Origin of the sequence: Paenibacillus sp. 2003 (assembly GCF_031455635.1) — a bacterium.
GTDB lineage: Bacteria > Bacillota > Bacilli > Paenibacillales > Paenibacillaceae > Paenibacillus > Paenibacillus amylolyticus_B.
The window spans coordinates 2,484,993-2,499,656 of the sequence record NZ_JAVDTB010000001.1 but is presented as its reverse complement, the minus strand read 5'-3'; the positions used below and the strand labels follow the sequence as shown (position 1 = coordinate 2,499,656).

Sequence of the window (14,664 nt, the reverse complement as noted above, 5' to 3'; positions counted from 1 at the left end):
GAGAAAAAATCTCTGGAACAATAAGTAATTGTTCTTAGTGTAACGTAGCGAGTGCTTCAGGTGTAAAAGCCTGAATCTCGAATACGCGTCCTTCGCGTATTTTGGCAGCCCATGCCGGATCACCAAGGAGTGCACGTCCAACAGCTACCAGATCAAATTCCTGTTGCTCATATCGCTTCATGAGTTCGCCCATACCTGGATGTGTTGTTTTATCTGCTCCTGCTTCAGGCTCATCTGGCATACCCACAGAACCAACGGTAATTGTGGTTCGGCCACTCAGTTTTCTTACCCAACCTGCAAATCCAAGCTCAGATCCTTCGAACTCTGGCTCCCAGAAGCGTCGTGTCGAGCAATGAAAGATATCTACACCTGCGTCAACTAACAAACGAAGGAATTGTTCCAATTGTTCGGGGGTGTCGAACAGTCTGGCTTGATAATCATTCATCTTCCATTGGGAAATCCGCATCGCAATAGGAAAATCAGGACCTACCGCAGCACGAACTGCCATTACAAGTTCAACCGCGAATTGAGTTCGTTTCTGAAGGTCACCGCCATAGCGGTCCGTTCTCCTATTCGTTGTTTTCCAGAAAAACTGATCGATCAGAAAACCGTGTGCACCGTGAAGCTCAATTCCGTCAAAACCGATGCGTTGCGCATTAACTGCTGCATCAGCATAAGCTTGAATCACAGTTGCGATCTCTGTCTCCGTCATAGGTGCACCTACTTGAGTACCTTCCATATCAACTCCCGATGGACTTAGTGATGCAGCTTCCGGGTGTGAGTTAGATCCTGAAGGACGAACGATTCCCATGTGTAAAATCTGCGGAAAAATCTTGCCGCCGGCTTCATGGACTTGTTCGACCACTTCAGCCCAGCCTTGAAGAGCTGCTTCTCCATACATATGAGGGATTCTAGGCTCACTTGATGCAGATGGATGCTCAATGGTCGCACCTTCTGTAATAATGAGTCCAACACCATGCTCGGCACGCCGACGATAATATGCGGCTACATCGGGGCCCGGGACACCATCCGGGGAGAAGGCACGAGCCATGGGGGACATGACGATGCGCGAGGACAGGGTTAATTTTTGAACAGTGTATGGTTGGAACAGAAACTCCGTAGAAATAACGTTTTGTTGTTGATTACTCAAACTAAGCACCTCCATTATTATGCACCTTCAATCGGGTACGAGTGCAATCTTAACAAGGTGTATAGGCATGCTCAACCAACAATCGGAGCATTTTGTTGCTTAAGCGAAAGACACGGATTATTGTATGGTGTCTTTGCACTTACTTTCACTTGTTGAACAAATAACACTTATCTATAATAAAGGAGTCTAACCAAATATTTTGTGTACAAGGAGGATTGGGACATGTCTGGTGTATTGTCTCCAAACTCGAACGATCCGCGTGTAATTCGCACGCGTCAATTAATTCTTGATGCGTTTTTAAACCAATTGAATCTTAAAAATTTCAACAGCATTACGATTCAAAACATTACGGAACAAGCCACAATTAACAGGGCTACATTCTATGCCCATTTTCAGGATAAATATGCACTGCTTCAAGCCTTGTTATCGGATGCTTTTATGGAATATGTAACGAAAAGGGTGGACCCGGATGCACGGTTATCAGCCGAAACCATACAGCAGCTTATATTTTCATTATGTGATTATCACGTCTCAAGTAATGGTTGCATCAAAAAATATGAGACAGTTGCACCAATTATTGAAGAGAACATCAAGACTCAACTGGAGCAATTCCTTCTTGAATTAATGAGCAAAGTAGCGGGGGATGTAGATCCCAAAACGCTGAAAATTACTGCAACCATGCTAAGCTGGTCGATCTATGGAATGACGTATCGATGGAATATTGAAGGCGGGCAGGAATCCCCGGCTGACTTGGCCCAGCGAGTTGTTCCTTATATGATGGGTGGATTGGAATTGTTGAATTGACTTCATTTAAAGAAATTGCATTATTATTCAAATGGACATGGGAGGAATAACAAGATGTTTGAACATTTGGTTGTTTTTAAATTTAACAATAAAACCACACTAGTCAAACAGCAGGAGTTGGTGGATCAATTACTCGCGTTACAGGAACAAATCCCGGGGATTGTCGGGCTGACCGCAGGAATCAATGCAACGGAAGAAACGGACCGTATTCAAGGTTACACGATTGGATTGAGAGTGACGTTTGAAGATCAGAAGGCATTGCGCGCCTATGGTCCACATCCTGCTCATCAGGCATTTGTAGCTTCCCTCGATGGTTGGGTGGAAGATGTAATCGTAGTTGATTATGATATAAAGGCGCGAAATTAGAGGTTTAACGAATATAGGAGTTGAAGATTCCCATGTGTTTAATTTTATTTGCTTACAACATGCATCCAAAGTATCCGCTTATATTGGGATCAAATAGGGATGAATTCTATCACAGACCTACGGCTCAAGCACACTATTGGGAAGACCATCCTCATATACTGGCTGGCCGGGATTTGTCGAAAATGGGAACCTGGATGGGCGTAACCACAGAGGGGCGTCTGGCTGCTGTCACGAATTATCGTGATCCGAATGAAGAGGTACATGCGAAAGGCTCAAGAGGAGATCTGGTTGCTTATTTTTTAAAGGGAACGTCCACACCTGAGCAACATATGCAACATGCGGAGCAAAGCCAAAATGATTATCCTGGTTACAATTTGTTAGTGGGTGATCCTGACGACCTCTATTATTATTCTAATGTGGGTAATGTTGTGATGAAGTTGAAACCGGGAATATACGGGATTAGTAATCACTTGATCAATACAGATTGGCCCAAGGTAAAACGTGGAAAAGAAGGGCTGGAGAAAATCATCCAAGGGGAGGACGAAGCTACCCTGACAGAAGAAATATTAGGTTTGCTGCAAATGGCAGACCCTTCAGTGGATGAGCTTCTCCCCCATACAGGTGTTCCATTGGAATGGGAACGTTTACTTTCTCCCATCTTCGTTAAAAGTGAAAAATTTGACTATGGGACCAGAGCTTCATCCGTTGTTCTGATGAATAGAGAAGAAGTGTTTTTTACGGAGAGGGTTCACCAGAACGGAGAGGTAATGGAGCAACGTTTTAACATCAAACTTCTCAACTGACAAGCTGAGAATATGAAACAAGTGATGTTCTGACATTATGCATTAACATGAATCAATGAAGTTACATCTCACGTTCATGTTTCATTGCTTCTGAGTGTAAAGAGTACTTTCGTTTTTTTGTGTCAACTAATATAACGCGAAATAATCGGTATGAGACTACCTTTTGTATAACACGCCCAATTTTAGTTGGGCTCTTTATCTCTGATCACAATTCTATGTTATGAATCATGGAACTTCCCTGAATAGTTTATATAATGTGAATCAACATAACATGATTTTGCAGCGGTTCTGTTGATTCTAATTTCAGGGGGGCAACGTGGGATGAAAGAAACCAAAAAGATGAGAGTTTTTTCACTGGGGATTCAGCACGTACTCGCGATGTATGCGGGAGCGATTCTGGTGCCTTTGCTTGTGGGCAGAGCACTAAATCTGACTGCAGAGCAGTTGGCGTATCTGGTATCCATTGACCTGTTAACGTGTGGGATTGCCACATGGCTTCAGGCTCGGAAAGGGAAGTACTTGGGGATTGGTTTGCCAGCGGTGCTCGGAAGTTCTTTTGTAGCGGTGACACCGATGATTGCGATTGGATCGCAATACGGAATTCCTGCCATATATGGGTCGATCATCGCAGCGGGGTTATTTATCGTCATCTTTGCCGTATTTTTTAGCAAAATCGTCAAATTGTTTCCGCCAGTCGTGATCGGTACAGTGGTAACCATTATCGGTCTTGCGCTAATCCCAACCGGCATTAAAAACATGGCGGGTGGAGCAAACAGTGAGAATTTCGGAAGTTTGGATAATTTGGCGCTTTCATTTGGTGTATTACTTTTTATTCTACTCCTGAATCGATATGCTCGCGGGTTTGTTAAATCCCTGGCTGTTCTCCTTGGTATTATCGTGGGAACCCTCATCGCAGCCATCATGGGAAAAGTGAATTTTGCCTCTGTACAGGAAGCCTCCTGGTTCCATTTACCTCAACCCTTTTACTTTGGATGGCCTACCTTCGAAATCGGCCCAATCATTACAATGATTATTGTAGGTACGGTGGTTATCATCGAATCAACAGGTGTATTTATGGCTTTGAGCAAAATCTGTGATCAACCGATCAACGAAAACGATCTGGCACGGGGATATCGTGCAGAAGGTCTCGCGTTTGTCCTTGGCGGCATATTCAATGCTTTTCCATACAATACATTTGCACAGAATGTTGGTTTGGTTCAGCTCTCCAAAGTGAAAACGACTAATGTTGTTGTTGCAGCCGGAGGTATTCTGGTCTTTCTGGGGCTCATTCCGAAGGTAGCTGCTTTTGCAACCATTATTCCAAGTGCTGTCCTCGGAGGAGCGACTGTTGTCCTGTTTGGAATGGTCGTCTCATCCGGGATCAAAATGCTGCAAAACGTCGACTTTGGCAAACAATCCAATCTATTGATCGTGGCTTGCTCCGTTTCACTTGGGCTCGGTGTTACTGCTGTACCCGACCTGTTTGCCCAGCTTCCTCAAAGTATTCGGATTATTGTTAGCGATGGTATTATTACGGGAAGCCTGTCAGCGATCCTGCTTAATGTCTTCTTTAACCTTGCTTTGAAAAAAGAGAGCTTGCCAATACAGCCAGTACAGACTCAAGAAGCACACACGTAATTCTTGTAATAATAGACGTGTAATCTGGTAGTAAGTGGAATGGATCCAAGATGGTTTTCTGGGAAGTGGAATGCAAGACAATGATTCCACTTGGCAAAGAAACCTCTTGGATTTTTTGGTGCTTACGATTCATGAGGAATGCAAAAGGCCTGCAAATATGCTAAAGTTTCATCAAGAACATTTAATATGTTCCCTACAATGAATTTCCATGCGACTACATAAATGAGCATTGGTTCACAAGGCTACAATATAACCAGGGGATATCCCTTGGGTACAGAAAAGGAGTTGTGATCACCATGCAACAAGAAACGTTGAATAAAGGGTGGAACTTGGAGAATAGTTATGCGCAGTTACCGCAACCCTTTTTTACAAGTCAGGGCGCGGTGCCTGTTGAATCACCAAAGTTGATCATTTTCAATAGATTGCTTGCATCCAGCTTGGGACTGGATGTGGAGTCTCTTGACAGTGATGAAGGGGCGCAAATTTTTGCAGGTAATTCGATTCCGGAAGGAGCCGAGCCTTTGGCTCAGGCCTATGCAGGACATCAATTCGGCAATTTTAACATGCTTGGAGATGGTCGTGCTTTGCTGCTGGGTGAACAGATAACGCCACAGGGCGAGCGAGTGGATATCCAGCTGAAAGGTTCAGGGAGAACACCGTACTCTCGTGGAGGAGATGGACGTGCTGCTGTAGGGCCCATGTTGCGAGAGTATATTATTAGTGAAGCGATGTATGCACTGGGGATCCCAACGACACGCAGTCTGGCTGTGGTATCAACAGGAGAAAACATTATCCGCGAAACAGAGCGGCCGGGTGCCATTTTAACCCGGGTGGCTTCCAGTCATATCCGGGTAGCAACCTTCCAGTATGCAGCCAGATGGGGGTCTATCGACGATCTTCGGGCATTGGCAGATTATACGTTGCATCGACATTTTCCTGAGGTTGCTCAAGCTGAGAATCGCTATCTTTTGCTCCTTCAGGAAGTAATTAAACGGCAGGCGGCACTCATTGCCCAATGGCAGCGTGTTGGTTTCATTCATGGCGTGATGAACACGGATAACATGGCGATCAGTGGTGAGACCATCGATTATGGTCCGTGCGCCTTTATGGATGCTTACAATCCTTCAACCGTATTCAGCTCCATTGACAGGCAAGGTCGCTATGCTTATGGTAATCAACCGTATATTGCCGGGTGGAATTTGGCTCGTTTTGCCGAGACGCTTCTGCCGTTGTTGCATGAAGATGAAGAACAGGCGGTGCAAGTCGCTCAGGATGCTATCGCACAATTTTCTGAATTGTACCATCATCATTGGCTCAAGGGAATGTGTGCCAAACTGGGCTTGTTGGATGAAGAGGCCGAAGATGAAGCGTTGATCAAGGAGCTTCTTGAACTCATGGAGAAGCATAGTGCAGATTACACCAATACGTTTCTGGCATTGACCTTTGATAGGTTGGAAGGGACAGCTTTGTTTGGCACGCCAGAATTTGCTGAATGGAATGAGCGGTGGCAAGCAAGATTGGACAGACAGCAAGAGGAGAAGGAAGTCTCTCGGCAGTTGATGAGAACAAGCAATCCAGCCGTCATTCCCCGAAATCATCGGGTCGAGGAAGCCCTTGAGCAAGCGGAGAACCACAGAGATCTTAGCGTGATGCAGAAGCTTTTGGCAGTTCTTTCAGACCCGTTCGCGCACTCACCTGAGCAGGCTGAATATGCCGAACTGCCAGCACAGTGCAATACTTCGTATCAGACTTTTTGTGGAACCTGATTGAACAGTATGGAATGAAGAGGCTGCCTTGGGCAGCTTTTTCATTTTTCATTCTGTCTTCGACGTTAGAATCCAACGTATTTATTGAATTTGGAGAATGTCATGCAATAATTAGAGAAGTAGAGATTTACTTTTACAGAGGCAGGTGCATTCATGTCCAACATGTTAAGCAAACAACAATTGGCAGACATCCTTATACAGCTTTTAGAGCGTACATCTTTCCCTATGGAACAGATGCAGAACTATGTTAACCGCTTGTTTGAGACCTTTAAATGGGATGGTGTGCCCTATGTGGAGAGTAGAGAAGAAACGTATATCGTTCGAATATACGAACGTGGTCTAGTCTCATTGGAGAAACAGGTGAAACAGCCGGATGAAGTCATCTATTGGTTGCTGGAAGATATTATTTTCACCGCGACGCATGTAGGGTTGTTGGAAAGACATGGCGTGGATAATAAAGAGACGCATTTGAACTATACAAATGATGTGATGAAGGACCTGAACAGGGGGGTTCTGGAAGCCTTCCAGCAGATCGGTATTCCGTATTTACATTGGCATCAGACGGGTAAACGTCAGGAGTTAGAGGGCATGGCATAAAGAAAAGTGAGGTGTGTTACATGAGCGAGCAAGATATTAATGACGTATGGTATGACTATATCCGAACAGGGCTGGGCATCGTTGACTTCGAACGAGCAGGACATTGCTGCTTTATGGCTGTTAGAGGCGGATGTCTTTAATGGCGGTTTTATACAGTTTTTTTGTAACTGGGGGGAAGAGGTATATCGTTACGCGTTGCGGGCGTTACATATCATTGGTGCGACTCAAGTCGTGGAGATTATAACGTCAGCATACGGCTGTATCGAGCACTTGAAAGAGGATGAAAGGCTTACTGAACTGTGGGACATTCCTAAATTACTGACAAAGGAACAAGAACGCCAGTTAGATGAGCTGGATCAGCAATTTTGGAATAATGAGGATCAGATCGCGGAGAAAGCCTATGGTTATTATCACGGAAAATTGAACATGATGATCATATAATCTGGTTTCAAATGTGCATCCGTTGTTCTGTTCAAAGATTGCATACTTGGTCTTGCAATGACTGAAACGTTCGGCTATACTTGCTATAAATTGAATACATGAATCACGTTGATAGAGCGCAGTAGCGGCTTTGTCCCTGTTACAGAAAGTCAGGGGTTGATGGAACCTGATACATACAAGGGCTGCGAATTACACTCTGGAGTACTTGGGTAATGCCAAGCGGATGGGCAAACGATATATTGCCAAAAGTGGTATGGATAACGTGTTAAGGTTACGTGTTGTCCATGCAATTTGGGTGGTACCACGGTTATGATAATCGTCCCTGTGTCTAATGAAGACAAGGAGGCGATTTTTTTGTGTCCCAAAAAGCCGTTCCAGCGTGTAATTTCGTAATTTAACGTAGATCATGACTGAATCTTGAGGATAGAAAAGGGGTTATACAAATGAATATTATTGATGAACTACAGTGGCGTGACGCCATTAACCAGCAGACGGATGCAGAGGGACTGCGTGAATTGACTGAAACCAAATCAGTCTCACTGTACTGCGGCGTTGACCCTACGGGGGATAGCATGCATATCGGACATCTCATTCCATTCATGATGCTGAAACGTTTTCAACTGGCAGGACATCGTCCGGTCATTCTGATTGGTGGAGCTACAGGTACGATTGGTGATCCAAGTGGTCGTCAGGCAGAACGTTCTTTGCAAACGATGGAGCAAGTGCAGGAGAATGTGGATGCACTGACCGCGCAGATGAAGAAGTTGTTCGTAACAGACGGTGATAATCAGGTTCGCATGGTGAACAACTACGATTGGACACACAAAATTAATGTCATTGAATTCTTGCGTGACTACGGCAAAAACTTTAACCTCAACACAATGCTTGCTAAGGATGTCGTTGCGAGCAGACTGGAAGGCGGAATCTCGTTCACCGAGTTTTCCTACCAGATCCTTCAATCACTCGACTACCTGCACCTGTTCCAGAACGAAGATGTACAGCTTCAAATCGGCGGTTCGGATCAATGGGGGAATATCACGAGTGGTCTTGATCTGATTCGTAAAAAAGAAGGATCTGAAGCGAAGGCGTACGGTCTGACCATTCCGCTCATGCTCAAATCCGACGGTACCAAATTTGGTAAAACAGCTCGCGGGGCAATCTGGCTTGATCCGAACAAAACGACACCATTTGAGTTCTACCAGTTCTGGGCGAATACAGATGACCGGGATGTCATTAAATACTTGAAATACTTTACCTTCCTGAGCAAAGAAGAAATTGAAGCTTTGGCTGAAAAGGTAGAGACAGAGCCGCACAGACGTGAAGCACAGAAAGCACTCGCGGAAGAAATGACAAAATTCGTTCACGGCGAAGAAATGCTTGAACAGGCTAAGCGGATTACAGCGGCGCTGTTCAGTGGTGATATCCGTTCCCTGACAGCAGATGAAATTGAGCAGGGTTTTAAGGAAATGCCAACATTCGAAACGGACGGCGAAGCGAAAAATATCGTCGACTGGCTCGTAGATCTGGGGCTGGAGCCATCCAAACGCCAGGCGCGTGAGGATGTCACCAAAGGTGCGATTTCCATGAATGGTGAGAAGATCACGGAGCTTGAATTCACGGTGTCGGCAGAGCATGCCATTGGCGGTAAATTCATCATTATCCGTAAAGGTAAGAAGAACTACAGTCTGGTTAAACTCCAATCGTAGTGTCTGAGTATTAGAACGTAACACAAAAACGTATAGAGACTACAATAGACACACAAATAAAGCTACAAATACAGAAACAAAAAGACCGTCTTCCATCTCTGTCAGGCGACAGAGCGGAGACGGTCTTTAGTATAACAGGCCAGTGTGCGACCTATTTTATTGATTGACAATCGCTGTGATCTCTTCATCCAGATCAAGTCGTACGTTCTCACGGTACGCCCGGATGTTGTATTCACTGTGCAGGTAACGAAGAATCGCTTCAATCATATTGGACTCGACCAGATATTGACTACGGCCTTGAATCCAAACTTCAGCGGAATAACCGGTATCTTCTTCCCAGCTCAGTTCTACGTTCACATCGGTTGGACGTACACCCTTACGTTCTGCCATATGAATACAGATTGCATTCACAATTTCATCCATGCTCAGAACCATAGGGATTAGTACCGTCCGTTTCTGTTACGGTCATCATCACGATCATTGCGACGGTCATAACGACCATCCGCTGCAGGTTTACGACGATTGGAGATGGCTCTGAAGAGTGCCATAGCCAGCATAACAATCAACATGATTGCTGCAACGTTCACGAGCAATCCAAGGATGTTACCCAGAGCGCCCATGCCACCGAACAATCCGCCAAACATCATACCAGCAAGACCACCAAGCATCATGCCTTTCATGAATCCGCCGCCACCGCCGAAGAATCCACCACCACGGGTTGCAGCTGCACCAGTACCGGAGTTATTACCGGAATTGGATTGATTCACGTTGCTGTTGGAATCGGATTTCTTAGGTGTGTTGGTATAACTTTTTGTACCGGATTTGAATCCGCCACCACGTCTTGCATCCGCAGAATCCGGATTCGTTACTCCCACTGTTGCGAACAATAATGTAAAGGCCATAAATACCATCATTAGATGTTTAACTCCAAATTTTTTCTTCATTGTAAAGATCGTAACCCCCCGATTAATTTGTTTGAATCGCCCGAATATGGGCCTTACTCATGTAATACGGTCAACTTGCAGGAACGTTTCAAATTTTATTAAATTTCCGAAACGCTTGGACTTGGGTCTTGAATTGCAGCTTGGCCATCAAGCAATTGGGTAACCCAATGACACCATTCCAGGCCTGTTTGTGCGTGCATTAACCCTTTTTGTACCAGGATGTAGCTTCCAAAATCTCGGTTGCCTACACGAAGATTATCCTGAGGTATACGTGACTTCAGATCCTCGAAATAACGTATGCGTTCCATGAACCAGCTTTTACGCTCATTCAGAATGCGTCTCATACTTCCGTCTTCCGCTATGCCAACACACAAAATACGCAAATTAAATTCATCGCGTGTAACCGGTGCGGTAACAGGAGTAATCATCCATTCCAAGAGCTTTTCAATGCCTTTTTCCGTAACTGCGTACATTTTCTTGTCCGGTTTGTCAGACTGTTGTACCCAGCGGGAGGCCAATAACTCATCGTTTTCCATCTTGGACAGGAGTGGATAGATCTGGCTGTGTTTTGCCTGCCAATGAGGCTGGATTTTCAGCATCAGATCATAGCCCGATGACTCCTCGCGGGTAAGCAGCCCGAGCAATCCGTAGGAAAGTATGTTCATGCACATGTCTCCTTAATATTAGGGCTAGGTCAGAGAGAACAATCGTTTTTACTTTCTTTGACCGCTTTCATAAAAAGTGTACACTGAAACTGTATGGTTTGACAACCTGACAGAACAACTGCCTTAATTTAGACAAAAAAAGTGCGAACCATAAGGTCCGCACTCCAAACCATTTAGAGAGATGCCTGTTGTCCATACCCCTCAGCGACAAGATCAAGCTCACCTGTGGCAGAATCGATAACCATGCCGTGGACGGGTACATTGGGAGGAAGTAAAGGATGCTTCTTGATCACTTCCACAGTATGTTTTACCCCTTCTTCGACGCTGTCAAACCCACGCAACCATTTTTGCAAACGGATGCCCGAATTCTCCAGAGTAGTCATGACTTCTTCCGATACACCACGCTCTACCATATGTCCAATCATGGTCTCAGCGTGAAGGGAAGCCATACCACATTCCGTATGTCCCACTACCAGGACTTCATCTGCACCCAGTTCATAGATGGCGACAAGTACACTACGCATTACACTCCCGAAAGGCTGAGAGATAATTGCGCCTGCGTTTTTGATGATTTTCACATCACCGTTTTTCAGGTTCATAGCCTTGGGCAGCAATTCCACTAGACGTGTGTCCATACAAGTGATGATAACCATCTTTTTGGTTGGAAACTTGCCAGCCGTATACTTTTCGTATTCTTTGGTCTCGACAAATGATTTGTTGTAAGCCAAAATCTCTTGAATGTTGTTCATGTCCATTGCCTCCTGTTATCCAATACGACGAGCACGGCCACTTGCATATGATGCAGCTTGTCCTACGCGCCTTTGCTTTAATAGTATTTCACGGTCAGCAGATGGCATTACTCCAACCCTTTAGAGGTTGTTCAAAAAGTCCACTTTTGATTACGAATCATGCCTAAGGGCATCATCAGCATCGAAGTTGAATTCAATTTCTATCTTCTCGGTAATGAAAACCAGACTTTTTGAACACGTATCTTTAGGAGAACAATGCAATTTTCATCTGTTAAAAGTTGATTATACGCAATGCAAAAAGTATCATCAATAGGGTATAACATTTTTTTTGAAGAGGTGAACGATAACAATGGATAAACAAACACAGGAACATTTGGAATCCTTCCGTAATCTGGCTCGTAAAATTAAGAGCTATCATGAAGCCATTGGTTTGCTTCACTGGGATCTGCGCACAGGTGCGCCGAAAAAAGGCGTTCCGACACGTTCGGAGACGCTGGGTATGTTGTCCACCGAAGCATTCAAGCTGCAAACCTCGGCTGACATGAAGACTTACCTGGATGCATTAACGACTCCAGCGGTATTGGAACAGCTCGAAGATATAGATCGTCGTCAGGTTGAAGATTGCAAGAAAGAATATGATCGCAGTCAGTCTGTACCACCTGAGAAAGTGCAAGCATATACCGTGCTCACGGCCAAGTCAGAAACGGCATGGGAAGATGCCAAGCATAACAGTGATTTTGCAGGATTCTCCCCATATCTGACAGATATCGTTAAGCTCAAACAGGAGTTTATTGATTATTGGGGTGTGAAGGATACACGTTATGATACGTTGCTTGATATGTATGAACCAGATCTGACGGTTGAGAAAGTGGACGCTGTGTTCGCTCGCCTCAAGGCACGTTTGGTACCTTTGCAAGAGAAGATCAATGCTTCAGAAAACAAGCCAAATACAGAGTTCCTGAATCAGTTGTTTGACACCGAACAGCAGGAAAAATTCAGTCTGTTCATCTTGGAACAAATGGGCTATGACTTTGAAGCTGGACGATTGGACGAGAGTGTTCATCCTTTTGCAACGGGTCTTAACCCGGGTGATGTGCGGATCACAACACATTATCTGCAAGATGATGTAGCAAGCGCAGTCTTCAGTTCACTGCATGAGGGCGGACATGCCCTGTACGAGCAAAATATTGATGACAGTCTCGCGGGTACCCTTCTTGCCGAAGGAACGTCCATGGGGATTCATGAGTCACAGTCCCGTCTTTGGGAAAACATGATTGGTCGCAGCCTGCCATTCTGGACACGTTATTATAAAGATTTGCAGCAGCATTTCCCGCAACTGAGCGAGGTTGAACTGGAAGATTTCTATCGTGCAATCAATCGGGTGGAGAGTTCACTCATTCGGATTGAAGCGGATGAACTGACCTATAACCTGCATATTATTATCCGGTATGAGATCGAGAAAATGTTATTCAACGATGGTCTGGAAGTGAAAGACCTGCCGGAGACCTGGAATGCAAAATACAAGGAATACCTCGGTATTATGCCAACGAATGATGGAGACGGCGTTCTTCAGGATGTTCACTGGTCTGGTGGTGACTTTGGTTACTTTGCTTCGTATTCTCTGGGTAATATGTATGCAGCTCAAATTCTACATACATTGCGCAAGGAAATGCCGGAGTTTGATACTCTTATTGCCGAAGGTAATCTGATTCCAATTAAGGAATGGCTTACAGACAAGATCTATCGGTATGGCAAAAGTCGCACACCTTCCGAATTGATTGTTGCCGTAACGGGTGAAGAGTTGAACCCGGATTATCTGGCCGATTATCTGGAAGCCAAATACGCCGAGATTTACAAGCTGTAGGTAACCCATATATAACATATTGAATAACATTTCGAAGAGCTGAAGAGTCGGGCATTATTGCCCGGCTCTTTTTTGCATTTAAGTTCTTAACCTTTTGTTGGGCATCGGCATATCCATAATAGAGAGAAACTGCTGAAACCAGTGAAGGAGGGAAACAACATGAAATACACGCCATGGTTCGTCCGGGGCATCGTTATTCTGCTGATTATCATTGTGGCGCTCACCAGCTGTAATAAGGAAGAGAATGAAGCCAAGATTACGATTGGCGAAGTGACTCGTTCGGTATTTTACGCACCGGAATATGTGGCTGTGGCTCAAGGTTTTTTTGAAGAGCAGGGACTTGAGGTGGATATTCAGACGACTGCTGGCGGAGACAAAACGATGGCGGCATTACTCGCAGGTTCAGTGGATATCGCACTGGTAGGAGCGGAGACGTCCATATATGTCTATCAGCAGGGAGCGGAAGATCCGGTCATTAACTTTGCCCAGCTCACCCAGACGGATGGTACATTTCTGTTCGCTCGTAACACAGAAGGTAGCTTCGATTGGGAGCAACTGAGGGATTCCACATTTCTCGGTCAGCGCAAAGGTGGCATGCCGCAAATGGCAGGGGAGTTCGCACTGAACAAACATGGCATTGATCCGCAAAGTGATCTGGAGCTGATTCAAAATGTGGACTTTGCCAACATTGCGTCTGCTTTCGCCTCAGGTACGGGAGATTATGTTCAACTGTTTGAACCCCAGGCATCCATCTTTGAACAAGAAGATCGGGGCAAGGTTGTTGCATCGTTTGGAACAGAAAGTGGTCGTCTGCCTTATACCGTCTTCATGACGAAACAGAGTTATCTGAATGACAATAAGGATATCGTACAGAAATTTACGAATGGTCTGCACAAAGCGCAGGCATGGGTAGATTCCCACAGTGCTGAAGAGATTGCGGAGGTCATTTCTCCTTTTTTCAAAGACATCGATTCAGCCATTTTGATCAGTAGTGTAAACCGTTATAAGGAACAGGGCAGCTATGCAACGGACCCGATCATTGAGGAGGAAGAGTGGAACAATCTGCTTGATGTCATGAGTGCCGCCGGAGAGTTGAAAGAACGTGTGGATTTGAATGCCATTGTGGATAATGCCTATGCGGAAGAAGCTACGAAATCAAAGTAATGGGGTA

Annotated in this window: 15 protein-coding genes and 1 other annotated feature; of the genes, 10 read left to right on the top strand and 5 right to left on the bottom strand. The window is 45.0% G+C overall.

Features of this window, described 5'->3' with window-relative positions:
* Positions 1 to 34: 34 nt before the first annotated feature.
* Positions 35 to 1,150: an NADH:flavin oxidoreductase gene (locus tag J2X75_RS10780; RefSeq protein WP_310336280.1), complete on the bottom strand. Its 1,116-nt coding sequence runs from the start codon at positions 1,148 to 1,150 to the stop codon at positions 35 to 37.
* 222 nt (positions 1,151 to 1,372) lie between these two features.
* Between J2X75_RS10780 and J2X75_RS10775 the strand changes: the two genes are divergently transcribed.
* From J2X75_RS10775 to tyrS, 8 genes are all read left to right on the top strand, one after another.
* Entirely contained in the window at positions 1,373 to 1,954 is a 582-nt protein-coding gene (locus J2X75_RS10775) for a TetR/AcrR family transcriptional regulator (protein WP_310336279.1), read from the top strand.
* A gap of 54 nt (positions 1,955 to 2,008) precedes the next feature.
* Entirely contained in the window at positions 2,009 to 2,320 is a 312-nt protein-coding gene (locus J2X75_RS10770) for a Dabb family protein (RefSeq protein ID WP_310336277.1), read from the top strand.
* Between the two features lie 32 nt (positions 2,321 to 2,352).
* Positions 2,353 to 3,123, top strand: a complete 771-nt coding sequence (locus J2X75_RS10765; protein ID WP_310336276.1) for an NRDE family protein — start codon at positions 2,353 to 2,355, stop codon at positions 3,121 to 3,123.
* 321 nt (positions 3,124 to 3,444) lie between these two features.
* Positions 3,445 to 4,761 (top strand): nucleobase:cation symporter-2 family protein, encoded by a 1,317-nt coding sequence (locus tag J2X75_RS10760; protein ID WP_310336273.1) that lies wholly within the window; start codon positions 3,445 to 3,447, stop codon positions 4,759 to 4,761.
* 296 nt (positions 4,762 to 5,057) lie between these two features.
* Positions 5,058 to 6,527 (top strand): protein adenylyltransferase SelO, encoded by a 1,470-nt coding sequence (locus J2X75_RS10755; protein WP_310336272.1) that lies wholly within the window; start codon positions 5,058 to 5,060, stop codon positions 6,525 to 6,527.
* Between the two features lie 153 nt (positions 6,528 to 6,680).
* On the top strand, positions 6,681 to 7,124 hold the full coding sequence (locus J2X75_RS10750; RefSeq protein WP_310336271.1) for an Imm63 family immunity protein: 444 nt from the start codon (positions 6,681 to 6,683) through the stop codon (positions 7,122 to 7,124).
* 51 nt (positions 7,125 to 7,175) lie between these two features.
* Positions 7,176 to 7,565 carry a DMP19 family protein gene (locus tag J2X75_RS10745; protein ID WP_310336270.1) on the top strand — a complete coding sequence of 130 codons (390 nt, stop codon included), beginning with the start codon at positions 7,176 to 7,178 and terminating at the stop codon, positions 7,563 to 7,565.
* Between the two features lie 99 nt (positions 7,566 to 7,664).
* Positions 7,665 to 7,892 (top strand) — a binding site (T-box leader).
* A 116-nt stretch (positions 7,893 to 8,008) separates the two neighbouring features.
* A complete protein-coding gene (gene tyrS, locus J2X75_RS10740; RefSeq protein ID WP_310336268.1) occupies positions 8,009 to 9,271 on the top strand; it encodes a tyrosine--tRNA ligase in 1,263 nt (420 codons plus the stop codon).
* A 156-nt stretch (positions 9,272 to 9,427) separates the two neighbouring features.
* Here tyrS and J2X75_RS10735 read toward each other — a convergent pair whose 3' ends face one another.
* The 4 genes from J2X75_RS10735 to J2X75_RS10720 form a co-directional block, all read right to left on the bottom strand.
* On the bottom strand, positions 9,428 to 9,706 hold the full coding sequence (locus J2X75_RS10735; protein WP_017687903.1) for a YxcD family protein: 279 nt from the start codon (positions 9,704 to 9,706) through the stop codon (positions 9,428 to 9,430).
* Positions 9,707 to 9,711: 5 nt separating this feature from the next.
* Entirely contained in the window at positions 9,712 to 10,215 is a 504-nt protein-coding gene (locus tag J2X75_RS10730; protein WP_124116370.1) for a hypothetical protein, read from the bottom strand.
* 98 nt (positions 10,216 to 10,313) lie between these two features.
* Complete coding sequence (locus J2X75_RS10725) at positions 10,314 to 10,880, bottom strand: PadR family transcriptional regulator (RefSeq protein ID WP_036613540.1); 567 nt, start codon at positions 10,878 to 10,880, stop codon at positions 10,314 to 10,316.
* Positions 10,881 to 11,053: 173 nt separating this feature from the next.
* The gene (locus tag J2X75_RS10720) at positions 11,054 to 11,629 is read right to left on the bottom strand and encodes a beta-class carbonic anhydrase (RefSeq protein WP_091011943.1); all 576 of its coding nucleotides are present in this window, start codon (positions 11,627 to 11,629) and stop codon (positions 11,054 to 11,056) included.
* A gap of 349 nt (positions 11,630 to 11,978) precedes the next feature.
* Between J2X75_RS10720 and J2X75_RS10715 the strand changes: the two genes are divergently transcribed.
* On the top strand, positions 11,979 to 13,493 hold the full coding sequence (locus tag J2X75_RS10715; protein ID WP_091011944.1) for a carboxypeptidase M32: 1,515 nt from the start codon (positions 11,979 to 11,981) through the stop codon (positions 13,491 to 13,493).
* Between the two features lie 159 nt (positions 13,494 to 13,652).
* On the top strand, positions 13,653 to 14,657 hold the full coding sequence (locus J2X75_RS10710; protein ID WP_310336264.1) for an ABC transporter substrate-binding protein: 1,005 nt from the start codon (positions 13,653 to 13,655) through the stop codon (positions 14,655 to 14,657).
* The last annotated feature ends 7 nt before the right edge of the window (positions 14,658 to 14,664 follow it).